Below are 22613 nucleotides of genomic sequence, written 5' to 3'. Positions count from 1 at the left end.
ATGACAATGATTAAAGACGCTGTCGCAGTGGCGCTGGCAGGCTCAGTCCTGGCTGGTTGCGCCGCCATTTCGGATGTCCGGGGGCCAACGGTGATCAGCTATGATCATGGTGCTCTGGACACGCTGATGGAGCTGGGTGTGGGAGAGAAGGTGCTGGCTATTCCCCATCAGGGCCTGCCCGATTATCTGTCGGAGCTCGGGCACCAGCTGCCGGATGCCGGTAGCTTGAAAGTGCCGGAATTGGCTGCGATCGAAACCCTGCAACCAGACCTGGTGTTGATGACTGGCCGTCAGAGCGAGGCTGTCGAGGAGGTGGCGGAACTCACGCGGGTGAAGGACGTCACGTTGCCGCAGGGTACCTATCAGGAGGCCGTGACGGCTCGGGTGCTGGAACTTTCCCGACTCTATGGCCTCGATGGTCGTGCCGAGGAAAAACTCGACGCACTCTGGGACTATGTTAATGACCGAAGAGCCGAAGTGGCCGGTGCCGGCAGAGTGACGGTAGTAACCCACAACGAGGGCAAATTTTCATTGCGGGATGAGCCGGTGGTTTACGAGTTACTGGAACTGACACCAGCGAAAGTCCCGGACACCGTCAAACCGGTCAGTCGGGGCACCCGCACCTTCTATCCGGTGACGCCAGAGACCCTAGCCCACATGGATCCCCGGACTCTGCTGGTGGTGGATCGGAGCGCCGCCATTGGCGCCGCCCCCCTGGACCAGGCGAGGCTTCAGGAACAGCTAAAACAGAGTGGTGCGACTACTCGGGTTGTCATTCTGAATCCTGGGCTTTGGTATCTTTCCGGCGGTGGCCTGCAGAGCATTCGGCTGCAGGTTAATGAAGTGCTTGCTGCTGTTGAGGGGTAGGCGCTGCAGAGAATTGGCTCACTCGACGGCGTCTGGTCCGGACCTGCGATTCGTTATGGGCAATGGAACGAATGCTGGATTTTGACGCTATCGATTTTTTCTACTGTTGAAGATGGAGCACCAACGGGTGGAAAACTCTAATCAGCGGTGCAACTGAAACAGGGATGTTTACAGGTGGTCCGCGACGGGTCAAGCGATGGAGCAAAACTGCGGCAAAATATGATGACTTAATGAGAGTGGTCCTTTAACCATCCCATCTGCTCAATGATCTTCTTGCAACTCGAGCAGGTCTCCCACCTCACATTCAAATAATCGGCAGAGTTTCTCAATGGCTTCCAGGTCTATCCTTTGCGCTGTTTCTTTGTAGAGCAGGGTTACGGTATTCCTGTTAAGACCCGTCTCTCTGGCTACGTCCACGATCTTCATTTTTCGCTCGCCCATCAGCCGAGCGAGATGGCATCGAACCATTTCTGATCATCCTTAATTAAAAAATGTCATCCAGAATGGCAAAAAATGCTTGCAAATGTACTTTTGTTGCTTAAAATGTCATTTAGGATGGCATTCTGATATGGAGAATGTCTTTTGTTGATTTAGCGTAGCGCAACAGAAGGAAAATTTCGATGGAAAATTCCTACACCTACCTGACCACTGAAGAGCTGGCTGGCCGCATCAAATATGACTGCCGCACAATTCGTCAATGTCTTAAAGACACGGTACTGCTGGAGGGCAAGCATTACATCAAGCCTTTTGGCCGACGGAAAATTCTCTTTCTCTGGGAAGAAGTTGAAAAGGAAATGCTGGTCAGTGCTCGTGAGCACGAACACCTGTCAATTCCCATGGCAAGCGGAGCGGTATGTCATGGGTAAGGTGAGAGAGCGTAAGGAGACCGGCAAGCTTTATCTGGATTTTATGTTCGAGGGGCTGCGGTGCAGGGAACAGACCGCGCTGCCGGATACGCCGGCCAACCGTAAAAAGTGCGAAGCACTTCTTCAGAAAGTTGAGGCCAAAATTCTCCTGGGTGAATTCGATTACGCTGAATTCTTCCCGGGCAGCAAGAACCTGAAAAAACTGGCCAAGGCAGGGGCGCTTTCTGGAAGCAGCCGGGCTTCAAATGTAATGGCTGATCCGGATCAGGAAACCGATCAGTCGCCGCTGTTCCCTGATTTCGCCGATCTGTGGCTCCAAGAGAACAAGATCCAATGGCGCGCTTCTCATCTGCGCAATGTTGAGTCCATTCTTGAAAGCTCCCTTAAGCCGGCGTTCAAAAACAAGCGCCTGACCGAGATCACCAAATCGCACATCCTGGCCGCGCGCAACAAGCTGGGGGCCCGTAAGGGCAGGGGAGGCAATGCCCAAATGGCCCCCAAAAGCATTAATAGCCACATGGCGATCCTACGTATGATTCTGACAGAGGGGGCCGAGCGCTACGACTTTGCCAATCCCTATCGCAACATCAAGCCGCTGAAGCTGAAAAAGGTCCAGATCGAACCCTTCTCGATGGATGAGGTAGATAAAATCACCAAGTACGTGCGGGAGGACTACCGCAACTACTATCAAGTCCGCTTCTTCACGGGCATGCGCACCGGCGAAATCGATGGCTTGAAGTGGGAGCACGTGGATTTTGAGAAGCGCGAGATTCTTGTTCGCGAGACGCTGATCAATGGTAAGACCGAATACACCAAAACCGATGGCTCCCAGCGGGAAATCCCTATGTTTGGCCCGGTTTATGACGCACTCAAGGCACAGCACGCGGCAACCGGCAAACTGAGCAAGTTCGTATTTTGCAATCGTCTCGGTGAGCCGCTTGATCACAACAACGTGACCAAGCGCGTCTGGTACCCCTTGCTTCAAGCTCTGAACTTGAAAAAGCGGCGGCCTTATCAGACACGGCATACCGCAGCCACGTTGCTGTTGGCATCTGGAGAAAACCCAGAATGGGTAGCTCGGGTGTTGGGCCACTCCTCCACCGAGATGCTTTTCAAAGTGTACTCCCGCTTTATTCCGAATGTGACCCGTATGGATGGCAGCGCCTTTGAGCGTTTGATCCAAAGCCGTGTAACCGCCAACCAGGAGGTGGACAATGAAACTGAATGAGCTTCGCCCAATTCTGAAGGAAACCTTCAGCGGCGCTTACCGGCTGACTGGACGGGTAGCGTGTTTTGACGATGAGGGCATTCCCTATCTGAAATTGCGCCTGAGCAGCTGTGTTCATGATTGTGTGGTGCTGGCAGTGATCGACTCCATTCCCATCCCAGAGCGCTTGGGTCATATGGAACTGGTCGTGGTCAAAGGGCAGGGTTGCGTTGGTCAGGAGGAGGGCGCCATCCTGTTGACGGACATCCGTCGGCCGCTTCCGACCGATGTGGCTCGTCTGCCGGCGCTGCAAACGTTGCCGCGGCTGTTTTGTCCAAAGCCGGACTCGCTCGACCAACTGATTGATGCAGTGCGCTCCCTGCGGTGCGAGTCGCTGCAGATGTTTGTCAAGCGTGTGCTGGAGCGTCGGGACCGCCTAGAAATCTTCCTAAAAGCCCCGGCCAGCAAGAACTACCACCATAACTATCCCGGTGGACTACTGGTGCATTCGCTGGAAGTCGCCAAAGGCGTTCTCAACATGGTGCATATGAATGAACCGCAGATGGCGAGAGGCATGCAGGAAATCGGTTTTGTGGCCGGACTCCTCCATGATATTGGCAAAACCTACACCTTTGATCTCAATGGTCGGTCTACTGCTGCTGCTCGCCTTTGTGGTCACGGTGATCTGACCCTGGAGGCCTGCGCGCCCGGGCTGGCGTATCTGGACAAAGTTGATCCGGATGCTGCATTAGCCTTGCGCCATATTTGGACCTGCGCTTCTCCGGGAGCTCGTTACGGAGTGCCTGCCGCAATGACCCTCGCTCGCTATGTTCGGGATGCCGACGGACAGAGTGCCATGGTGAACAACCAGTACCAGGCGTTTCGGCGTCGAGAGGCTCAGGGATTCGGTCGTCTGGGGCAGAATGTCTACTGGATACCATCGTTTGATGCAGGGTGGCGATAAGAATGAAATCGAAAGGGTTGAGTCATTACTTGCCTCACCCCTTTCTGACTCTATTCGGGAACGACAGCATCGTAATACAAGCTGTCGTTTTCTGATGATTTGGCGCCTCGCCTTATTAGCTGCCTGGCCTCGGTGACTCGTAAGCCAGAGCAATAGAGACCGGGGCTATCCATTTGTTGGGCTGACTTGGCCTATCGATGATGCAGCTATTCAAACCTGTCCCAGTAGGGCGGCTCGCCAAAAAAGCCATCGATAAAGTCAATAAAGCTCCGAACCTTGCTCGCCAACAATTGGCGATGTGCGTACACCGCGTAGAGCGCCATAGGCTCCGGCTCATGTTCGGGCAGAATGACCTTCAACTTGCCTTCCTTTACTGCAGAGCCGGCAATGAAGGTGGGTTGTAAGGCAATTCCGGTCCCGGCAATAGCCGCTTCTATAAGCACATCGCCGTTGTTGCTGATCATCCCTCTTGTGTTTTCGCGACTACTATCCTGAAGCCATTTCTGCAGCGAATGGCCGGGATCCATGTTCATATAACTGTAACGCAGATACTTGTGCTCTCTCAGATCTTCCGGTCGCCGGGGGGTGCCGTATTGCTCAAGGTAGGCAGGAGACGCGCAAAGAACCAGTCGTACCGGAGCCAGTCGTTTCGCAATCAGTGAGGAGCTCTTGAGGTGGCCAATTCTCAGCGCAATATCGAAACCTTCTTCCAGAATGTCGACTTTCCGGTCGTTCAGTTGCAGATCAATGCCGACGGCGGGGTGCTTTTTTTGGAATTCACTCAGCAGAGGGGCCATATGGCGAATGGCAAACGAGACCGGTGCACTTATGCGTAACAGGCCCTGAGCCTCGGCTTGCAGATTACCGAGCTGATTCTCCATGTCATCAATGTCGTTGAGTACCTGTTGGGCGCGTTGATGATAATGAGTGCCGGCTTCCGTCAGGTGAATTCTCCGAGTGGTGCGATTAAGCAGCCGCACCCCTAAGTGTGTTTCAAGCTGCGAAACGTACTTGCTGACCAGCTGTGGCGATATCTTCAGCCGTTCCGCGGCGCGGGTGAAGGTGCCTTCACTGACCACGGTCACAAAGGCACGCATGGCTTCAATTCGATCCATTGGCTTATCCTGCGGAGTACATCCTTTTTTAACAACGTTTTGTTGATAATAAAGCAACAATAGCCATCTTAGTCTTTCGATTTGGTGATAGTAAAGTGGTCACATCACTTGAAGCATAAGCTTCGGGCTCAACTAACGAGAGAAAGATTCGAGGTGGCGATCATGAACAATCAATTTGTACAGGCATTATTTCAATCCAACGGCGGGTTTGCCGCACTGGTTCTACGGGTGCCGGTTGGCCTGATCCTCGCCGCCCACGGCGCTCAGAAGCTCTTTGGCTGGTTTGGCGGTTATGGACTGGAAGGCACCGGGCAATGGCTGGCAAGTATTGGACTGGAGCCGGGTTACCTGATGGCGTTACTGGCCGGCAGTGCCGAGTTCTTTGGCGGCCTAGCGCTGGTGCTTGGTCTGCTGACACGCCCTGCGGCTGTGATCGCGGCCTTCACCATGCTGGTGGCCATATTTGCTGTCCACATCGGAAACGGCCTGTTCATGTCCAATAACGGTTACGAGTATGCCCTTACCCTGTTTGTCGTCACTCTGGCGCTGGTGATTCAGGGCGGTGGCCGGTTTGCGCTGGATAACCTGTTTCAGAGAGAGGGCTGAACCATGCTGGTAAACGGAGTCTGGAAAGAAAACTGGCAGCCTGTCCAGGCCAAAGATGAGGAAGGGCGCTTTATCCGCCAGACCTCGCCCTTTCGCAACTGGATCACGCCGGATGGCGCCCCGGGACCGACCGGGGTAGGAGGCTTCAAGGCGGAACAAGGACGTTATCACCTGTATGTGGCCTATATTTGCCCCTGGGCTTCGCGAGCATTGATGGCTCGCGAGCTGAAAGGGCTGAAAGACGTGATTGGCGTGACTGTTGTCGATCCCCGGCTGACTGATCAGGGCTGGCAGTTCGGCGGCTATCCGGGTGCGGATGAGGACGCGCTTAACGGTGCTCGCTATATGCATGAGCTATACACCCGGGCGGATCCTCAAATTTCGGGTCGTGCTACTGTGCCGGTCCTCTGGGACAAACACACAGGCACTATCGTCAATAACGAGTCCGCGGATATTCTGCGGATGCTGAACAGTGCCTTCGCAGGGATTGTTAATGAAGGGCCGAATTTGTACCCGGAATCGCTGTCAGGCGAAATCGACAGTCTCAACGAGTATTTGTACACAGACCTGAACAACGGGGTGTATCAGGCCGGCTTTGCGTCCAGCCAGGCGGCTTACGACGAAGCCTACAACAAGGTGTTTGCTGCTCTGGACGAAGTGGATTCGCGGCTGGCCGACGGGCGCGTTTATCTGTTTGGTGACCAGCTGACCGAAACCGATATACGCTTGTTCGTGACCCTGGTGCGCTTTGATGCGGCCTATCACAGCCTGTTCAAGTGCAACCGGAATACCCTGAGAGCCATGCCGCGTCTGCACGACTACATGCACCGCATATTGGCGCTCGACGGCATTGCAAATACAGTAAACCTTGAACATATCAAGGCCGGCTACTATTCCATCAAGGCTTTGAACCCAAGTGGCATTGTTCCGGCAGGGCCGGGAGAACTCTGAGCACAGGAGTGATCGCCATGAACACTGAAACCGATGTGCTGTTTATCTCCCATGGGGGCGGGCCAATGCCACTCCTGGGGGATCCGGGACACCGAGAAATGGTGGCGCGGTTAACGGAGGTTGCCGGTAAGCTTCGCAAACCCTCCGCGATACTTGTTGTTAGCGCGCACTGGGAGGCGTCGGTGCCGACGATCACCTCCAGCGCCAGACCTCCGCTCATCTATGATTACTCTGGCTTCCCACCGGAGGCCTACAATATCCAGTATCCCTGTCCCGGGGAACCGAAACTGGCGTGTCAGATATACCAGGCGCTGGATCAGGCGGGGATCCGGGCGCGCCTTGACGACCAAAGGGGGTTTGATCATGGCCTGTTCGTGCCGCTCAAGCTGATGTATCCGGCGGCGGATATTCCATGCATTCAGTTGTCCCTGGTAAACAGTCTGGATGCCAGTACTCACCTGGCTATTGGCAAGGCACTGCAGGCAGTGGACTACGACAACCTGCTGGTGATTGGCTCGGGCTTCTCATTCCATAACATGCGGGCGTTTTTCTCCGCCAATACGTCGGAGGTTCAGGCTCGCAACCAGGCGTTTGAGGACTGGCTGGAGGAGACGTGTGCCGATAACTCAATGCCGGAATCGGAGCGGGCAGAGCGCCTGGCTCATTGGGACCTTGCCCCCCATGCCCGGTTCTGCCATCCCCGGGAAGAGCACCTTCTGCCTTTGCATGTCTGCTATGGCCTAGCGAATAAGGCGAGCGACGCTCATATCTCGGCAACTATTCTCGGTAAGAAATCAGGGATGTTTTATTGGCGAATAGAGAGGCTCGGTTAAAGCACCAGGCGTGGACGTTTCGTGTTTAAGGCACGTAAAACCGCCTGATATCGGCAAAATATCCGTGGATCTTGTGAGAAAGGGTGGTTTTGATAAACCAAAGCTGCAGTCGAAGGAGGAATCATGATCAGTCCTGCGGAAATCAAAGATCGCGCCGTAGGTTCAATAATGGGCGCTTTCATCGGCGACGCCATTGCACTGGGGCCGCACTGGTATTACGACCTCAAGGAATTGCCACCAAAAGCCCATCCGATCTGAGCCTCTGTCAATGCCTGGTCTGTAAAGGTCTGAACAGCCCGAAACGGTCAATTAACGGACAAAAAGGAAGCATTGCTATAAAAAAGGGCCTTATCCCAAGGTAAGGGTAAGACCCAACTCCCGAAACAGGATCTTCTATTTCAGGGTGATCGTCGTGTTGACAGCGTCAGCCTCGACGTCTTCCTCAAACCATCGGGACGTGACTGTTTTGGTTTGGGTGTAGAACGTTATGACCTGCTTGCCGTAGGGACCCAGGTCACCCAGCTTGGAGCCGCGCGAGCCGCTGAATGAGAACAGAGGAACAGGAACCGGAATGGGTACGTTAATACCGACCTGTCCCACGTCGATGTCTTCCTGGAAGCGCTGGGCTGCTGCACCTGAACGCGTGAAGATTGCGGTGCCGTTTCCATGCGGATTGGCATTGATAATGTCAATGGCTTCATCCATGGACGCGGCTTCCATGACGCATAGCACCGGCCCGAAGATTTCCTGCTCATAGATCGTCATGCAGGCGGTTGTAGTGGTTCAATGATTCCGGACACCAACGTAGGTGGTAAGGTTGCCACCATAAACGAGGTGTCTGATGACCAGAAAACGACGTTCCTTTACTCCTGAGTTCAAGCAGGAAGCAGCCAGCCTGGTGCTGGATCAAGGTTACACCATCGCCCAGGCAAGTATGTCGCTGGGTGTGGTAGAAAGCGCTCTGAGGCGCTGGGTTCAACAGCTGACGGATGAGCGTGAGGGCGTTACCCCGAAGGGTAAGGCCTTAACCCCGGAACAGCGCCGGATTCAGGAGCTGGAAGCCCGCTGTAAACGCCTTGAGCAGGAGAAAGACATACTAAAAAAGGCTACCGCTCTCTTGATGTCGGACGACATGAATCGTACGCGCTGATAGACCAGTTGAGTGAGCGAATGCCTGTTGAAATGGTCTGTAATGCGCTCGATATCAGTCGTTCCAGTTACTACGAATACCGCCAACGGCGGAACCACGTGGATGTCGAGCGTCTGGCCCTGAAGGCTCAGGTAAACCGCCTGTTTACCAAGAGCCGAAGTTCGGCCGGCAGCCGGACAATTAAAGGCTTGCTCAGCGAAGAGGGTGTCGTCGTTGGTCGCTTCAAGGTTCGACGCCTGATGGCCGAACTGGGACTGATCTGCAAACAACCCGGCCCTCACGCTTACAAGCAGGCCACCGTTGAGCGCCCCGATATCCCGAACCACCTGGCTCGTGAATTTGCGGTAGACCGGCCCGATCAGGTCTGGTGTGGTGACATCACTTACATCTGGAGCGGCCAGCGGTGGAGTTATCTGGCGGTCGCACTGGATCTGTTCGCCCGCCGCGTTGTTGGTTGGGCGATGTCATCTAGCCCGGATGCGGACCTGGTTGTAAAAGCTCTGGACCATGCCTGGGAACAGCGTGGTCAACCCGAAAAAGTCATGTTCCATTCAGACCAAGGAAGCCAGTATGCCAGCCGTAAGTTCCGTCAGAGACTCTGGCGCTACCGGATGACTCAAAGCATGAGCCGTCGCGGCAACTGTTGGGATAACGCACCAATGGAGAGGCTGTTCCGAAGTCTGAAAACTGAGTGGGTACCAGCCTTGGGATATCGAAATCTACCTGAGGCAAAGAAAGATGTTGGCGGCTATCTGATGGATTACTACAACCGACAGCGACCTCACACATTTAACGACGGCATTTCGCCCGTTGCTGCTGAGGAAAACCTTAAAATACTGTCCGGAATTAGTTGACCACTACACGCGCCTGGTCGAGACCCTGGAGACTAAGATGAAGAAGAATGACTGGCCGGTGACGTTTTCACTTGGCGTGGTGTCCTTCAATGAAACACCCGGTCGAGTTGATAAAGCCCTGGTGGTAGCTGACGAAACCATGTACCTCGCGAAACGGTCTGGGAAAAATAGGGCTGCAATGCGGACTTTTCATTAGGGCCTCCAATTAGTTAGGCCAGACAAAGCTGGCGGACATGCAGGGTGTTCCGCGAGGCCTGGCCAAAGTTCTGGCTGGCAGTGGCGTGACGGTGAACACAATCCTGCCTGGCCCGACACGTACCGAAGGCGCTCTAAAAATGATGGCGAATCTGGCAGCGGAACGTGGGGTTACGGTCGAGCAGATGGAACGACTGTTTCTCGATGAAAATCGTCCCTCATCGCTTATCAAGCGGTTCGCTGATCCTGAAGAGGTGGCAAGCCTGTGTGTCTACGCAGCATCGCCCCAGGCCAGCGCCACGACCGGCTCGGCTCTGAGGGTAGAGGGCGGCATTGTCGAGAGCATCGCCTGATTGAGCATTATCAGGCGGAGAGCCGAGAAGGGTTGACTCGGGCATGTCAGGGCCACCTGCTAAACTGGTCAAACATCTGCGAACGAAAGGAGATCCCTATGCTTGGAGATTCGAAGGACCGTTACGGTGCCTTGAGTAAAACGTTGCATTGGCTGATGGCGGTGCTGATTGGCTGGCAGTTGTTGAAGTTTGGTGATCGTATTGCGGACGGCGAGCATTGGGTTGGCCAGACGCTGGTCCCCTGGCACATCTCCATCGGTTCATTGTTGCTCGTGTTTATCGCCGCACGACTGCTCTGGGCAGTTAGCCAACGCCAACATCGCCCGGAACAGGATCCCGAGATTGCAGTGCTGGTCAAAGCAGGGCATGGATTGCTTTACGCGGGCATGCTGCTGATGCCCCTCAGCGGAATGATGGTCATGCTGGGTGGCGGTCATGGCATTAACGCTTTCGGGTTGCAGCTGGTGTCGGAGGGTGAGGAGATAGTCTTGGCCTCAGCCCTGGGAAGCGTCCATAGCCCACTGGCCTGGGCATTGACCGTACTGATCATCGGCCACATCGGAATGGCCCTGATTCATCATTTCATCAAGCGTGACGACACGCTTACCAGAATGTTGTAGCGGGGTTCTGAACCCCGCGTGGGAACGACAGCGAACGGCTGTCCCGCTCGACGTTAGCTTCCTATCTCTTTATAATGGCGACCTCGCAGGAGAGTGGGCCGCTGGCCCCGCCGAAGGCGCAAACTCCCATAAACGCTCAGGCACAGGTACTGCGAGCATCATCTAACGCCGTCTGGAGAGCGACTGCCACCGCGGTCCACCGAAGGGGCAAGCAGAGCTAGGCTCTGTAAACTCTCAGGTATCAGGGACAGGGGGAGAGGCCACAGAAACTCAGGAGTCCTGTGTGCTGATCTCTATCTATATGATTGCCATTACCGCTGAAGCCATGTCCGGAGCCCTCACCGCCGGGAGAAGGAACATGGATCTGTTCGGGGTGGCTGTAATCGCTTTTTTCACTGCCCTCGGTGGCGGAACCGTCAGGGACATTCTTCTGGGCAACTTTCCGGTAACCTGGACCCAGCACCCCCGCTATATCTACATGACTATTACGGGTGGGCTGATAACTATCGTGATCGCCCGCTTCATGCGACACCTTCATCAGCTATTTCTCGTGCTGGATGCCATTGGCCTGGTGGCCTTTACCGTTATCGGGTGCAATGTCGCGCTCAGCCTCGGATACGACACGGTCGTGGTGGTGATGTCCGGCAACACCACTGGCATCTTCGGCGGTATTATTCGAGACATTCTCTGCAACCGCACTCCACAGGTATTGCGCCATGAATTGTACGCCAGCGTTTCGCTGGTTGTGGCCTTGCTCTACCTGGCGTTACTCGGTCAGGGATTGAGCGAAAATATTACGCTGCTTGCTGCGTTCAGCGTGGGTTTACTGCTTCGCATGGTTGCCATTCGTTGGCGGGTGTCGCTGCCGGTTTTCAATTATTCGCAGACCCGCTGGGAATGATAGCCGCCGTTCAAGACCTCTGAATGTCTCCGACGAAAATCACGGCTTTCTTTTCGCTGTGGAAGAAAAGAGGATAGGAAGCTTGTAAATTATGTTGACGGCGGAAGATCTGATGTCTGCTCATTTTGTTCGTTTATGGACCTGTGCGACTGCATTGCTTTTGAATACGGCACAAACTGGTTACGCCCAAGCAGATACCTTCAATATTTCCTGGGACAATGACCTGCTTCTGGGATTGGATCAGGGGTATACCAACGGTGTGCGCCTGGCGTATTTAACGTCACCATCGGAAGATACAAAGGCGGTCTCAGCAAATATTTCACGTGCTGCGGGAGGTTTTTTCGAAGCGTTACCGGGGATCGATCCGGGAAACCAGAAACAGGCGGTGTCTTTCAGCCTTCGCCAATTCATGGTCACCCCAGCGGACATTTCGCTCGAGAAACCCAGTCGAAATGACCTCCCTTACGCAGGTTACCTTTTTCTGAGCAGCACTATCTGGAGTTGGGATGCGGACACGATTACTGGCTATGGCGCTCATCTCGGTGTGGTTGGTCCCGAAAGCGGAGCTGAAGCTTCGCAAAAATGGGTGCACAGACTGACAGGCAGTGAAGAACCCAGGGGTTGGGATTACCAGTTAGGGTCGGATGTCGTTGGTGGCTTGCAAGCCACCCATGCCCGGAAGTTGTGGCGAAGTGGCAATAAAGGGGATTTGGAGCATGAGATGGCTTGGGTTGGTTCGGGCATGGTATCCAGTTTCCGTTCTCACGCAAGAGTGGGCGGAGTGTGGCGAACGGGTCAATATCTGCCAGGTAACTTCGTACCCGACTACGCGGGAACCTCCAGCACCGTTGGACTGCCGTCCGCGTTAAATGGCTCAGGGCAGGGATGGTCTGTATTCATAGGTATGGGCCTGGAATATGTTCCTTATTCTTACCTTGAAGACAACGCTGATCCATACCAATTTGAAGAGAGTCTTTTGCTGGCTCAGGTTGGTATCGGTGCAACCTGGCAATGGCAGTCAGTGCAGGCTGCCCTGACATTCCGGGCGACCACCGGCGAGCAAGAGACTAACAAGGACAGTTTCAGCTTCGGAACCCTGTCTCTGACCTGGGTTTATTAGGCTCTCCTGCAACCGTTGATGCGCTCAGCCGGTGAAACCCAGCTTTGACTCCACTGCTGCCTTGGCGTCCACGAGCGCTCGCATGTAATCCTTCCTGTGCTTGTGAGCCCTGGAGGCCGGAACAACAACGGTGATCGCGAAGTGGCCGAGGTAGGTATCCAGCTCGGTGGCGTACGCGGCGACATCTTCCCGGTAGGTTTCCAGATCTTCGGCAATCCCGGTCACACGGACCTGCTCGAGTTCTTCCAGCAGCTGTTTTCGGGCCGAGGGCGATAGGGTGCCTTGCTGCTCGGCCAGATCGAGCAAGCGGACCACCGCTTTTTCCTCCATGTTGGCGAGCAAGGCCTTGCCAGGAGCGGTTGAATGGAATGGGACCCGGATGGTCCCCATCTGTGGTACAACCCTCAGCTCCCGTTCGGCAACAATACGATCAATAACCAGAACACTGTCTCGTTCCCCCACGCAGAACACCACGGTTTCCTGGAGACTTGATGAGAGTTCCTCGAGGAAAGGGCGAGCGACCGAAAGCACATCGATGCGCGTGTGGTAGAGCAGGCGACCCAGTTCGGGGCCCAGCCGATAACCGGTTCCTGAAACGCCATGCTCTGCAAACCCCTCCGTTTCCAGTGCGCCTACGATACGCTGCACGGTTGATCGCGGCAGCTCTACCGCATTAGCCAGTTCACCCAGGCTCAGTCCCTCGGGGTGGTTACCCAAAACCCGCATGATTTCCGCTGCCCGTGCAATGACCTGTATTCCGGATCGTTGTTCTGGAAAGGACGTTTGCTCCGAAGCTCTGCTCATCAAGATGTGTTCCCTCGAGTCGTTGGTTTGACGACATTAAGTCCCTCCGCCCAGAGCATGTCAACCGAACCAGAGCATTCCGATGCGCAGTACTTTCCGAAATTATCACTGTATCGCAATGCGGGTATTATACCGCAATACGGTACAGCGTCTGATAACTACGGAGATACAAGATGACAGACTCCCCTTTCCATTGCCGCCGCGCCTGGCTGTTCTTGCTGTTGTTGGCCGCCATCGGCTTCCTGGCCGGGTGTAGCAAGCCGGATCCAGTTGCCCAAGGTCAGCGCCCGCCCCCTGAAGTCGGTGTGTACGAGGTTGCTGAAAAGCCCTTGCAGCTGACATCAAAGTTGCCGGGCAGAACTCGGGCCTGGCGAACTGCCGAGGTGCGTCCGCAGGTCAATGGCATCATCGAGCAGCGCCTATTCGTGGAAGGCACGTTGGTTGGAAAGGATGAACTGCTCTATCGCATTGACGATGCGCCTTATCAGGCCGACCTGGCCCGGGCCGAGGCCAACCTGGTCAATGCCCGCAATCTGGCCGAACGTTACGAAAGCCTTGTGGGCAGCCGTTCCATCAGTCGCCAGCAGTATGACGATGCCCTCGCAGCCCTGCGAAGTGCGAGGGCTGAATACCAGGCGGCAGAGATCAACCTTGCCTATACCTCGGTCAAGGCGCCCATCCCAGGCAAGATCAGCCGCTCCCGGGTCAGTGAAGGTGCGTTGGTGACCAGTGGCCAGCAGCAGGAGATGGCCACGATTACGCAACTCGATCCGATCTACGTGGATATTGTGCAGCCGGTGACCAAGTTGCTGGACCTTCAGAAGGCCGTTGAAACCGGGCTGATCGAAGCCAATGGCAACGATGATGTTGAAGTTTCCCTGATTCTGGAGAACGGCGAAGCGTACGGACACAAAGGGGTTCTTAAGTTCTCTGAAGTTGTGGTGGACGAGGGGACTGGCTCGGTCACCCTGCGCGCAGAGTTTTCCAATCCGGACGGCAAACTGCTTCCCGGCATGTTTGTTCGAGCCGTGGTGGACGAGGGTGTGCGCCCGAATGCGATTCTGGTTCCCCAGCAGGCGGTGTCCAGGGATACGCGGGGTGCTCCGGGGGTGTGGCTGGTGACAGAGGAAAACACGGTGCAACGCCGGGAAATCAAAACCAGCCGTACGGTTGGCAATACCTGGCTGGTCACTGAGGGTCTGGAAGCCGGAGACCGGCTAGTGACGGAGGGTGTGCAGCGGTTGGCACCGGGTGTGCCCGTGCGGGTATCGCCGGCCAGTAATGTCGAGGTGCGCCTCGATCTTGACTCTCAGGCGAAGTAAGGAGCCAGTCCAATGCCTCGATTTTTCATAGACCGCCCGATCTTCGCCTGGGTTATTGCAATTCTGCTGATGCTTGGTGGCGGCCTGGCGGTGAAAACATTACCCGTGAACCAGTTTCCGGATGTTGCACCGCCGGCCATCGCGCTCTCGGTGACTTACCCCGGGGCCTCGGCTCAGACCGTTCAGGACACCGTAGTTCAGGTCATCGAGCAGCAGCTCAACGGCCTGGATGGCTTGCGCTACATTTCCTCCGAGAGTAACTCGGATGGCAGCATGCAGATCATCGCCACCTTCGAACAGGGCACCGACCCAGACATCGCCCAGGTACAGGTGCAGAACAAATTGCAACTGGCCAACCCGCTGTTGCCGGAAGAAGTGCAACGTCAGGGGATCCGGGTTTCCAAGTTCAAGGTGAACTTCTTCACGGTGTTTGCACTGACCAGCCCGGACGGCAAGTACACTCAGGGCGACCTGGCTGATTACATTGTGTCCAACATCCAGGACCCGATTGCCCGTACCCAGGGTGTGGGCGACTTTCTGCTTTTCGGCTCCCAGTACGCCATGCGCATCTGGCTGGACCCGGAAAAGCTCAACAGCTTCCAGCTGACCCCACAGGATGTGATCAATTCGGTGCGCGCCCAGAACGTGCAGGTGTCTGCTGGCCAACTGGGTGGATTGCCCGCCGCAGAGGGCGTGCAGCTGCAGGCCACCGTCATTGGCAAGCAGCGCATGAAAACCGCCAAAGAATTCGAGAACATCCTGCTGAAAGTGAGCCCCGATGGTTCCCAGGTGCGCCTGGCCGATGTGGCTGAAATCAACCTGGGTAATGAAAATTACGCCATCACCGGCAAATACAACGGCGCGCCGGCAGCGGGTATGGCCCTGCGTCTGGCGACCGGCGCCAATCAGCTGGAAACCGCTACCCGGGTGAAAGAAACCCTGGCCGAGCTGGAGCGTTTCCTGCCGGAAGGTGTTGAAATTGTTCTGCCGTACGACACCACGCCGGTGGTATCCGCCTCCATTGAAACGGTAGCCATGACCCTGGTTGAAGCCGTGGTTTTGGTGTTCCTGGTGATGTTCCTGTTCCTGCAGAGCTGGCGGGCCACCATTATTCCGACACTGGCCGTGCCGGTGGTATTGCTGGCCACTTTCGGGGTGCTCCACGCGTTCGGTTTCACCATCAACGTGATGACAATGTTCGCTATGGTTCTGGCCATCGGCCTGCTGGTGGACGACGCCATTGTGGTCGTGGAAAACGTCGAGCGATTGATGGAGGAAGAAGGGTTGTCGCCCAAAGAGGCGGCCAAGAAATCCATGGATCAGATTGCCGGTGCGCTGCTGGGTATCGGCCTGGTGATTTCAGCGGTGTTCCTTCCAATGGCCTTCTTCGGGGGGTCTACCGGGGTCATCTACCGGCAGTTCTCCGTCACTATCATTTCTGCCATGTCGTTCTCGGTGCTGGTGGCGTTTATCTTCACCCCGGCCCTGTGTGCCACCCTGCTCAAGCCTGGCGACCATCATGCCAAAAAAGGTTTTTTCGGCTGGTTCAACCGCACCTTTGACCGCAACGCAGACCGTTACAAGTCCGGCGTCAGTTATCTTGTTAAACGCAAAGGCCGGTTCATGGGTGTGTACCTGCTGCTGGTTCTGGGCGTCGGGTTCCTGTTCAAAGGGCTGCCTACCGCTTTCCTTCCGGACGAAGACCAGGGCGTGATGATTGTGATGGTGCAGTTGCCCACCAACGCCACCGCAGAGCGAACCGAAGCCGTGCTCGCAGAAGCCGGGAATTATCTGTTGGAAGAAGAGTCCGAGGTGGTCAAGAGTGTGATGTCTGTCCGGGGCTTCAACTTTGCCGGACGGGGTCAGAACTCTGGCATTTTGTTCGTTGATCTCAAGCCCTTTGGCGACCGGGAAGCCTTCGCCCAGAGCGTGTTCGCGCTGGCGGATCGGGCTGGCGGTCGATTTGCCCGGATCAAGGACGCCATCGTGTTCCCGATTGTGCCGCCGGCCATTCTGGAACTGGGTAACGCCACCGGTTTTGATCTTTACCTGAAGGATAACGGGGCTATCGGCCATCAAGGCCTGATGGCCGCCATGGGCGAGTTTGTAAGCAAGGCCAATGCTGAGCCGGCGTTAAATATGGTGCGCCACAACGGTTTGCCGGACGAGCCCCAGTATCAGGTGATCATCGATGATGAGAAAGCCAGGCTATTGCAGGTGTCCATTGCCGACATCAACGCCACCATGTCCGCGGCCTGGGGTTCCAGCTACGTCAACGACTTCCTGCACAATGGCAGGGTGAAGAAAGTCTATGTTCAGGGCCAGTCGGATTCCCGCTTGGCGCCGGAGGACTTCGACAAATGGTTTGTGCGTAACACCCAGGGCGAAATGGTGCCTTTTGCGGCTTTCGCTACCGGTGAGTGGGTGTATGGTTCACCCCGTCTGCAGCGCTATCAGGGGTTGCCCGCGGTTCAGGTTCAGGGCGCCCCCGCCCGCGGCTACAGTACCGGTGATGCAATGACCGCGCTGGAAAACATAGCTGCGAACCTGCCCCAGGGCATTGGCCTGGAGTACACCGGTCTGTCCTATGAAGAAAAACAGGCGGGCAGTCAGGCCATGGTACTGTACGCGCTGTCGATCCTGGTGGTGTTCCTCTGCCTGGCAGCGCTGTATGAAAGCTGGTCGATCCCATTCGCGGTGATCATGCTGGTGCCACTGGGCGTGCTCGGGGCGGTGGTCGCCACTATGGCACGGGGCCTGTCCAACGACGTGTTCTTCCAGGTGGGAATGCTGACCACCATGGGGCTGGCGGCCAAGAACGCCATCCTGATCGTGGAGTTCGCCCGCCAGTTATACGAGCAGGAAGGCAAACCGCTCTTGCAGGCTACTGCTGAAGCGGCCCGACTGCGCCTGCGGCCTATCATCATGACCTCACTGGCGTTTATCTTCGGGGTACTGCCCATGGCCATCGCCAGCGGCGCTTCCAGCGCCAGCCAGCACGCCATTGGCACCGCCGTGGTGGGTGGCACCCTGGCCGCGACGTTCCTCGCCATCTTTTTCGTCCCGGTATTTTACGTTGTGGTTGCCGGTCTTGCTGCACGATGGAAAAAGGCGGAATCAATCAAGGGGGCAGTATAATGACTGTCACCACCCGACTCGTGCTGGCGTTTGTGGGTTCTGTCCTGCTTGCAGGGTGTTCGCTGACGCCTCAATACCAGCAGCCGGAGCCACCGGTTCCGGCGCATTGGGATGTTAGCGAGCGAGACTTGAATGGTGAGCTGCATAACCTGGACCTCAGTTGGCAGGCATTTTTCCCGGATCCGACATTGCAGGCGCTGATTTCGGCCTCGTTGGAGAACAATCAGGATATGCGGATTGCGGCTCTGAATGTGGAGGTTCTGAGAGCGAGGTATCAGATCGAGCGTTCCGCGCTCTATCCAGGTTTGTCGATCGGGGCTGGAGGCGCCCGGCAGCGGGTTCCCGGCGATCTCTCTGCTTCAGGTTCCGATGCAATTGCAGAACGCTATGACGCCAGCGTAGGTCTGACCAGTTATGAGATCGACTTTTTTGCAAAGACCCGTAATCTCTCGGCGGCGGCGCTTGAGAATTACCTGGCCACTGCACAGGCGAAACGCAGCTTTCAGACATCGTTGATTAGCGAGGTTGCTAAGACCTATTTCTCCTGGCGCACCAACCGCAAACAGTTGGCACTTGCCCGGGCGACACAGCAAAGCTTTGAACAGAACCTGGCCTTGATTCAACGCCGATATGACAGTGATGTGGCATCCGCCCTGGAACTTACTCAGGCAGAGACGCTCGTGCACCAGGCACGAACCCAGGTTGCGCAGTTCGACAGACTTGCCCGGCAGGCGGTTAACGCGCTGGCCTTTTTCTCAGGCCACAACTTGCCGGACGGTATGACGAGTTCATTGTCGGAATCCCTTCCGTTGAACAGTGCGCCATTGGGTGCGGGATTGTCGTCCGATTTACTGAAACAACGACCAGATATTCTGGAAGCGGAGCATAGGTTAAAAGCCGCCTATGCAGACATCGGAGCCGCCCGGGCCGCGTTTTTTCCTAGCATTACTCTGACGGCGAGTGCCGGCACCGCCAGTAGCGAGCTCAATGGGCTGTTCGAAGGAGGCAGTGGGAGCTGGTTGTTTGAGCCGCGAATCAATCTGCCAATTTTTACGGGCGGTCGAAACAGGGCCAACCTGGAGGTTTCCGAGACGACCAAAAAGATTCGCCTCGCCGAGTACAGTCGCGCTATTCAGCAGGCGTTTCGTGAGGTGGCCGACAGCCTGGCCGCCCGCGACACCCTTCGGGATCAATTGAACGCGCAACAGGCGTTGGTGAACACTTTGGATGAGTACAATCAACTGGCCAGGAACCGCTATGACGCAGGGATAACCAGTTACCTTGCCGTTCTTGATGCCCAGCGCGAGCACTTTTCTGCACGTCAGCAACTTCTGTCTGACCGCTTCAACCAGGTATCCGCTGAGATTGAGTTGTTCCGATCGTTAGGTGGCGGTTTGGTCTCAGAGACTGCTTTGGCGAACAGAAGCAGAGCGCAATGAACCGACTTACGAATTTGAAAAAGCACCCTGTCCGGGTTGGAGAATTTTATGGAAAGGATTAAGTCGTCTATAAGGTATGTGTTTGTCACTGCGGCTCTAATCGGCCAAAGCGTGACTGCAATAGCCAGTGAGTACCCGGCTGCGGTGCAGAGCCTGATTGATCGCGGCGTAACCATCAGCGGAACCTTCGACGCGCCGGGTGGCATGACCGGCTATGTTGGAAGTATGGAGGGCTGGCCGGTTGCCTTTTACCTTACGATGGACAGCCAGCACGTAGTTGTCGGTCCGATGTTGAATTCAGACGGAGTGAACCTGACCGAATCGAAGATCCAGGAATTAGTCTTCGAGCCGGAAAAGGACACGCACTTGTATTAAATGTGGGCGACGGGAATGATGATGCTTTGGTGAACTCAGGAGGAGAGGAACAATGAGAACCATACTCCAAGTGGACTTTCCTTATGAGGGCCCTTTTGGCGATGAGATGGCGAGCGCGATGGCCGAGCTTGCTGAGTCTATTGCCAGGGAGCCGGGGTTTCTTTGGAAAATATGGACAGAGAACAGCGACACCCGCGAGGCAGGCGGCATTTACTTGTTCGAGGATGAAGGTAGCGCAAGGGCCTATCTGGACAAGCATACGGCCCGACTGAAGGAGTTCGGTGTGCCGAAGGTGAATGGTAAAGTGTTCCGCGTTAACGAGCCGTTGTCCGCTATTGATCGCGGCCCCGTTTGAGTCATGTTGACCGGGGTACGGGACACGTTGTTGCTTTACGATCCCGGCTTCGCACGATTGATCTTCGCCAGCCGAGCTGTGTTGGGCTTGGCAGCGGTCGCAATTATTGGCTGGTTACTTGCCAGAGAAACCGAGCAAGACCTTCCGGGGGTCTTGCTCGGTGTGGCGGCGGCACAGTTCACTCTGCTTCTGGCTCGTGAGCCGAGGCGCGTTACAAGAATTACCACGTCCTTTCTAATGATTCCGGGCTATGGGCTTGGGCTTATGATCGTTCACGTTGTCGCTGACCAGCCAGCGCTGCAGATCATCATTCTGCCTCTAATGGTCGGGCTTGGCTTCTGGTTACAGAGCGGTCGCTCCAAGCTGGCAACCATGATAATGGCCGCTGCGTGGATCTTCATGTTTACGATCTATTTCGGGGCTCAGGATGGGTTGTTGACCTGGCACTTGGCAGCGGTCAGCGTTTCGATCTTGATAATGATGGCGGTGCGCTTTTTGATCTGGGCTGACGATAAGCCGCTCCGCTTGAGCCTTGTTTTGCGCAGTCATCAATTGATCCTGATGCGCGCCGCCCATTTGGCCGCCAGATCAGATACCAGAGCGGATTTGCTTGGTTGGTTTCACAAGGCGATGGTGCCGGTTATTCAGTCATTAGCAACGCATCCAAAACTGGATGATTCCAGCCGGGCCGCGTTACTCGATCAGCGAACCGCTTTTGAAATAGAACTTCTCGGCGCGCCAGCGAGCGAAGCAGAAATCTCCCGGATCCTCACTGAAAAACCAGAAGTCACGAGAGCCGATTGGGTTACCCGGGAAGCTGTGCAGAAGGATGTTGCTGAGTTTCGGAGAACTGACGTGGCGGAAAATGCGGCTAGTTTCTCGGAAAAATGGATGCATTCCTCTCATCGGCGGGCGATACAGGTGACGGCAGCGGTAATGCCGGCAGCCCTGGCGGGATTTCTTATTTCACCGGAAAGATGGCCATGGGCGGTGTTGGTAGCCATGTTCATGTTTTTTGGAACAGAAAGCTCGGGACGATTGTTAAGCAAGGGCGTGCAAAACGTTATTGGCGTCGTTGTGGGATTCGCTCTGGCAATCGTTTTAAGCAGTATTTTGCCACCCATTCCCTGGTTGGAGTGGGCCACAATTATGGGCCTGACTTTTCTGGCCTTCTACTTTATACCCGTTAACTACGCTGCCGGAATGGCGGCAGTAACGGCTCTCATTGGACAGGCACTTTCTCTCGGGGGAAGTGACATCGGAATGTTGCTTGGGCTCAGGTTCATCGAAGTTCTGGCTGGCGCAACCTTTGGAATCTTTGCCGGCCTTTTCGTGATGCCTGAAAGAGCCAGTGATAATGTTCGGCGAGCCTGTGCAAACTTACTGAACGATGCAGCAAACGTGCTCGACCCTAGTAAGACTGGCCCTAGTGCCGCCCGCCTCCGGGAAAACCTGGCGGCTGCCTATACCGCAGCTGACTTTGGCCGTCTTGCAGGCCTTCTGATCGACGGCGCTGGAATGCGGGCAGCCCTTATCGAAATGGCCCAACTTCAGAACCTGATAGAGCTTTACAGAAGCCGCACGTCCCAAACCAATCAGCAAATACCCAACCACTACTTGAATGAGTTAGCCGGCCAGTGCCGAACCGTTGCCGAGCAGGTTGTTGACCGCAGAAAAGAAGCCTTGGTTCCTATTTCGTGGCCTGAGGGCGGCGGCAACGAATTCGGGATTCTCGCAGCAATAGATGCGAGTGTCCGGTCGATTGCCAAATACAGCTAGGCACCGTTTGGAATTGTTACCTAAAAATTTTGAATCTCTCCGCGGGTTGAGGGATAACTACACTATTTAGCGGTTTTTAGGATTCTTTCGTTCTTCGTATCGAGACCAGAGGGACCAACCAGTCAGTGCGCCAGAACCCACAATACCAATCGCCATGGCCGTCAAAACACCTGTTTCAAGCTCCATCGTTGTCTCCTGAGTCTCTGGAGTATTTACTGTAAGATTTTAGCTGATTGGCTAATTTGTTGTGAGATGTTAAATGAACTTTGATCCTATCAACCATTCAGGTCAGCTTTATGAATCAGAAGAATTCAGAGCAAGGTAGTGAGGTTGTTTTCGGGTGTATCCCCTCGCGACTTTTCCTTGATTCTGCGCTTTACATCGATACAGTGCGTGCTGGTATTCCGGGCCTATGGTTAGCTCGAGTCGCACTGTTATCCGGAATTGGTAAGGAGATTGGGAAGACACTTGGCATGTCGGAACAACGCTTCGAGGCAGCCTGTCAGATGGTTACTCTGGATACGAGAACCTCGGAAGCGGTGCTTGAGATTGCCAGGGTGCTGTCGGTGTGTTTTTCGGTCTGGGAGTCGCAAGCGCTAGGAAAAGCTTGGTTGGGATGCCATGTTCCTGCTCTGGGTGAAGAGACTCCGCTCAGTTTAATGGATACCCACGAAGGCCGGTGCTGGCTGATGGAGGTGCTTCGCAAAATCGAAGGAGGCGATTTTAGCTAGCTTATCGTTTCGAAAAGGATAATGGTTAGAGTCTCATTTAGTACCGAAAAATCGCACTGCTGCCGAAT

General features: G+C 55.3%; 24 protein-coding genes, 1 pseudogene and 2 riboswitches. Of the genes and pseudogenes, 21 read left to right on the top strand and 4 right to left on the bottom strand.

Features of this window, described 5'->3' with window-relative positions; translation table 11 throughout:
• On the top strand, window positions 1-867 hold the full coding sequence (locus ABNF92_RS03610) for an ABC transporter substrate-binding protein (RefSeq protein WP_349343460.1): 867 nt from the start codon (window positions 1-3) through the stop codon (window positions 865-867).
• Between the two features lie 261 nt (window positions 868-1128).
• On the opposite strand, the gene ABNF92_RS03605 is transcribed toward ABNF92_RS03610, so the two are convergent.
• A complete protein-coding gene (locus ABNF92_RS03605) occupies window positions 1129-1335 on the bottom strand; it encodes a helix-turn-helix transcriptional regulator (RefSeq protein WP_008937849.1) in 207 nt (68 codons plus the stop codon).
• Window positions 1336-1487: 152 nt separating this feature from the next.
• On the opposite strand from ABNF92_RS03605, the gene ABNF92_RS03600 reads away from it, so the two are divergent.
• Genes ABNF92_RS03600 through ABNF92_RS03590 form a run of 3 tightly spaced genes read left to right on the top strand, consistent with a single transcriptional unit; the run spans window position 1488 to window position 3904 of the window.
• Window positions 1488-1733 carry a hypothetical protein gene (locus tag ABNF92_RS03600; protein WP_008937850.1) on the top strand — a complete coding sequence of 82 codons (246 nt, stop codon included), beginning with the start codon at window positions 1488-1490 and terminating at the stop codon, window positions 1731-1733.
• Window positions 1726-2961: a site-specific integrase gene (locus ABNF92_RS03595; RefSeq protein WP_008937851.1), complete on the top strand. Its 1236-nt coding sequence runs from the start codon at window positions 1726-1728 to the stop codon at window positions 2959-2961. Before ABNF92_RS03600 ends, ABNF92_RS03595 begins: the two co-directional genes overlap by 8 nt.
• Window positions 2948-3904 carry a TraI domain-containing protein gene (locus tag ABNF92_RS03590; RefSeq protein ID WP_008937852.1) on the top strand — a complete coding sequence of 319 codons (957 nt, stop codon included), beginning with the start codon at window positions 2948-2950 and terminating at the stop codon, window positions 3902-3904. The genes ABNF92_RS03595 and ABNF92_RS03590 overlap by 14 nt, the downstream gene beginning before the upstream one ends.
• Window positions 3905-4110: 206 nt before the next feature.
• On the opposite strand, the gene ABNF92_RS03585 is transcribed toward ABNF92_RS03590, so the two are convergent.
• Window positions 4111-5019: a LysR family transcriptional regulator gene (locus ABNF92_RS03585; protein ID WP_008937853.1), complete on the bottom strand. Its 909-nt coding sequence runs from the start codon at window positions 5017-5019 to the stop codon at window positions 4111-4113.
• 162 nt (window positions 5020-5181) lie between these two features.
• Here ABNF92_RS03585 and ABNF92_RS03580 point away from each other — a divergent pair, with 162 nt between their 5' ends.
• The 4 genes from ABNF92_RS03580 (at window position 5182) to ABNF92_RS03565 (ending at window position 7667) form a co-directional block, all read left to right on the top strand.
• Entirely contained in the window at window positions 5182-5625 is a 444-nt protein-coding gene (locus ABNF92_RS03580) for a DoxX family protein (protein WP_008937854.1), read from the top strand.
• 3 nt (window positions 5626-5628) lie between these two features.
• Entirely contained in the window at window positions 5629-6576 is a 948-nt protein-coding gene (locus ABNF92_RS03575) for a glutathione S-transferase family protein (protein ID WP_008937855.1), read from the top strand.
• Between the two features lie 17 nt (window positions 6577-6593).
• Window positions 6594-7409 (top strand): class III extradiol ring-cleavage dioxygenase, encoded by an 816-nt coding sequence (locus ABNF92_RS03570; RefSeq protein WP_349343459.1) that lies wholly within the window; start codon window positions 6594-6596, stop codon window positions 7407-7409.
• A gap of 123 nt (window positions 7410-7532) precedes the next feature.
• Window positions 7533-7667, top strand: coding sequence for a hypothetical protein (locus ABNF92_RS03565; protein ID WP_349343458.1), 135 nt, complete (start codon window positions 7533-7535; stop codon window positions 7665-7667).
• 135 nt (window positions 7668-7802) lie between these two features.
• On the opposite strand, the pseudogene ABNF92_RS03560 reads toward ABNF92_RS03565, so the two are convergent.
• A pseudogene (locus tag ABNF92_RS03560) lies at window positions 7803-8174 on the bottom strand (aldehyde dehydrogenase family protein); the annotation flags it as partial.
• 76 nt (window positions 8175-8250) lie between these two features.
• Here ABNF92_RS03560 and ABNF92_RS03555 point away from each other — a divergent pair.
• From ABNF92_RS03555 to ABNF92_RS03530, 6 genes are all read left to right on the top strand, one after another.
• Window positions 8251-9413 (top strand): IS3 family transposase gene (locus ABNF92_RS03555; protein WP_349343457.1). Its coding sequence is split into 2 segments (ribosomal slippage): window positions 8251-8506 and window positions 8506-9413, totalling 1164 coding nucleotides; the frame shifts between segments, so codons are not numbered across the junction.
• Window positions 9414-9450: 37 nt separating this feature from the next.
• Window positions 9451-9609: a hypothetical protein gene (locus ABNF92_RS03550; protein ID WP_349343456.1), complete on the top strand. Its 159-nt coding sequence runs from the start codon at window positions 9451-9453 to the stop codon at window positions 9607-9609.
• 37 nt (window positions 9610-9646) lie between these two features.
• Window positions 9647-9961, top strand: coding sequence for an SDR family oxidoreductase (locus ABNF92_RS03545; RefSeq protein ID WP_349343455.1), 315 nt, complete (start codon window positions 9647-9649; stop codon window positions 9959-9961).
• Between the two features lie 98 nt (window positions 9962-10059).
• Window positions 10060-10581 carry a cytochrome b gene (locus tag ABNF92_RS03540; RefSeq protein WP_349343454.1) on the top strand — a complete coding sequence of 174 codons (522 nt, stop codon included), beginning with the start codon at window positions 10060-10062 and terminating at the stop codon, window positions 10579-10581.
• A 76-nt stretch (window positions 10582-10657) separates the two neighbouring features.
• A riboswitch (glycine riboswitch) is annotated at window positions 10658-10743 on the top strand.
• Window positions 10744-10842, top strand: a riboswitch (glycine riboswitch).
• Window positions 10843-10882: 40 nt separating this feature from the next.
• Window positions 10883-11482 carry a trimeric intracellular cation channel family protein gene (locus tag ABNF92_RS03535; protein ID WP_349344054.1) on the top strand — a complete coding sequence of 200 codons (600 nt, stop codon included), beginning with the start codon at window positions 10883-10885 and terminating at the stop codon, window positions 11480-11482.
• Between the two features lie 91 nt (window positions 11483-11573).
• The gene (locus tag ABNF92_RS03530) at window positions 11574-12602 is read left to right on the top strand and encodes a lipid A deacylase LpxR family protein (RefSeq protein WP_349343453.1); all 1029 of its coding nucleotides are present in this window, start codon (window positions 11574-11576) and stop codon (window positions 12600-12602) included.
• 24 nt (window positions 12603-12626) lie between these two features.
• On the opposite strand, the gene ABNF92_RS03525 is transcribed toward ABNF92_RS03530, so the two are convergent.
• Window positions 12627-13406 (bottom strand): IclR family transcriptional regulator, encoded by a 780-nt coding sequence (locus ABNF92_RS03525; protein WP_349343452.1) that lies wholly within the window; start codon window positions 13404-13406, stop codon window positions 12627-12629.
• Window positions 13407-13579: 173 nt separating this feature from the next.
• Here ABNF92_RS03525 and ABNF92_RS03520 point away from each other — a divergent pair, with 173 nt between their 5' ends.
• From ABNF92_RS03520 to ABNF92_RS03490, 7 genes are all read left to right on the top strand, one after another.
• Window positions 13580-14728 (top strand): efflux RND transporter periplasmic adaptor subunit, encoded by a 1149-nt coding sequence (locus ABNF92_RS03520; RefSeq protein ID WP_349343451.1) that lies wholly within the window; start codon window positions 13580-13582, stop codon window positions 14726-14728.
• Window positions 14729-14740: 12 nt separating this feature from the next.
• Window positions 14741-17866, top strand: coding sequence for an efflux RND transporter permease subunit (locus ABNF92_RS03515; RefSeq protein ID WP_349343450.1), 3126 nt, complete (start codon window positions 14741-14743; stop codon window positions 17864-17866).
• On the top strand, window positions 17866-19305 hold the full coding sequence (locus ABNF92_RS03510; RefSeq protein ID WP_349343449.1) for an efflux transporter outer membrane subunit: 1440 nt from the start codon (window positions 17866-17868) through the stop codon (window positions 19303-19305). Before ABNF92_RS03515 ends, ABNF92_RS03510 begins: the two co-directional genes overlap by 1 nt.
• A 48-nt stretch (window positions 19306-19353) precedes the next feature.
• Window positions 19354-19680, top strand: coding sequence for a hypothetical protein (locus tag ABNF92_RS03505; protein WP_349343448.1), 327 nt, complete (start codon window positions 19354-19356; stop codon window positions 19678-19680).
• 52 nt (window positions 19681-19732) lie between these two features.
• Window positions 19733-20035, top strand: coding sequence for a monooxygenase (locus tag ABNF92_RS03500; protein WP_349343447.1), 303 nt, complete (start codon window positions 19733-19735; stop codon window positions 20033-20035).
• A 30-nt stretch (window positions 20036-20065) separates the two neighbouring features.
• Window positions 20066-21814, top strand: a complete 1749-nt coding sequence (locus ABNF92_RS03495; RefSeq protein WP_349343446.1) for an FUSC family protein — start codon at window positions 20066-20068, stop codon at window positions 21812-21814.
• Between the two features lie 296 nt (window positions 21815-22110).
• Entirely contained in the window at window positions 22111-22545 is a 435-nt protein-coding gene (locus ABNF92_RS03490; protein ID WP_349343445.1) for an antitoxin Xre/MbcA/ParS toxin-binding domain-containing protein, read from the top strand.
• Window positions 22546-22613: the final 68 nt, after the last annotated feature.

Source organism: Marinobacter sp. MMG032 (assembly GCF_040112695.1).
In the GTDB taxonomy this organism is placed as follows: Bacteria; Pseudomonadota; Gammaproteobacteria; order Pseudomonadales; family Oleiphilaceae; genus Marinobacter; species Marinobacter salsuginis.
This window is presented reverse-complemented; position numbering and strand designations above follow the sequence as displayed.

Bases quoted from the DNA above. Each gene is read 5' to 3' on its own strand.
- ABNF92_RS03605 (WP_008937849.1), bottom strand. From the start codon at position 1,335: ATGGTTCGATGCCATCTCGCTCGGCTGATGGGCGAGCGAAAAATGAAG.
- ABNF92_RS03520 (WP_349343451.1), top strand. From the start codon at position 13,580: ATGACAGACTCCCCTTTCCATTGCCGCCGCGCCTGGCTGTTCTTGCTG.
- ABNF92_RS03530 (WP_349343453.1), top strand. From the start codon at position 11,574: ATGTTGACGGCGGAAGATCTGATGTCTGCTCATTTTGTTCGTTTATGG.
- ABNF92_RS03500 (WP_349343447.1), top strand. From the start codon at position 19,733: ATGAGAACCATACTCCAAGTGGACTTTCCTTATGAGGGCCCTTTTGGC.
- ABNF92_RS03510 (WP_349343449.1), top strand. From the start codon at position 17,866: ATGACTGTCACCACCCGACTCGTGCTGGCGTTTGTGGGTTCTGTCCTG.
- ABNF92_RS03525 (WP_349343452.1), bottom strand. From the start codon at position 13,406: ATGAGCAGAGCTTCGGAGCAAACGTCCTTTCCAGAACAACGATCCGGA.
- ABNF92_RS03575 (WP_008937855.1), top strand. From the start codon at position 5,629: ATGCTGGTAAACGGAGTCTGGAAAGAAAACTGGCAGCCTGTCCAGGCC.
- ABNF92_RS03535 (WP_349344054.1), top strand. From the start codon at position 10,883: ATGATTGCCATTACCGCTGAAGCCATGTCCGGAGCCCTCACCGCCGGG.
- ABNF92_RS03515 (WP_349343450.1), top strand. From the start codon at position 14,741: ATGCCTCGATTTTTCATAGACCGCCCGATCTTCGCCTGGGTTATTGCA.
- ABNF92_RS03580 (WP_008937854.1), top strand. From the start codon at position 5,182: ATGAACAATCAATTTGTACAGGCATTATTTCAATCCAACGGCGGGTTT.
- ABNF92_RS03505 (WP_349343448.1), top strand. From the start codon at position 19,354: ATGGAAAGGATTAAGTCGTCTATAAGGTATGTGTTTGTCACTGCGGCT.
- ABNF92_RS03585 (WP_008937853.1), bottom strand. From the start codon at position 5,019: ATGGATCGAATTGAAGCCATGCGTGCCTTTGTGACCGTGGTCAGTGAA.
- ABNF92_RS03600 (WP_008937850.1), top strand. From the start codon at position 1,488: ATGGAAAATTCCTACACCTACCTGACCACTGAAGAGCTGGCTGGCCGC.
- ABNF92_RS03610 (WP_349343460.1), top strand. From the start codon at position 1: ATGACAATGATTAAAGACGCTGTCGCAGTGGCGCTGGCAGGCTCAGTC.
- ABNF92_RS03545 (WP_349343455.1), top strand. From the start codon at position 9,647: ATGCAGGGTGTTCCGCGAGGCCTGGCCAAAGTTCTGGCTGGCAGTGGC.
- ABNF92_RS03595 (WP_008937851.1), top strand. From the start codon at position 1,726: ATGGGTAAGGTGAGAGAGCGTAAGGAGACCGGCAAGCTTTATCTGGAT.
- ABNF92_RS03490 (WP_349343445.1), top strand. From the start codon at position 22,111: ATGAATCAGAAGAATTCAGAGCAAGGTAGTGAGGTTGTTTTCGGGTGT.
- ABNF92_RS03550 (WP_349343456.1), top strand. From the start codon at position 9,451: ATGAAGAAGAATGACTGGCCGGTGACGTTTTCACTTGGCGTGGTGTCC.
- ABNF92_RS03570 (WP_349343459.1), top strand. From the start codon at position 6,594: ATGAACACTGAAACCGATGTGCTGTTTATCTCCCATGGGGGCGGGCCA.
- ABNF92_RS03565 (WP_349343458.1), top strand. From the start codon at position 7,533: ATGATCAGTCCTGCGGAAATCAAAGATCGCGCCGTAGGTTCAATAATG.
- ABNF92_RS03540 (WP_349343454.1), top strand. From the start codon at position 10,060: ATGCTTGGAGATTCGAAGGACCGTTACGGTGCCTTGAGTAAAACGTTG.
- ABNF92_RS03590 (WP_008937852.1), top strand. From the start codon at position 2,948: ATGAAACTGAATGAGCTTCGCCCAATTCTGAAGGAAACCTTCAGCGGC.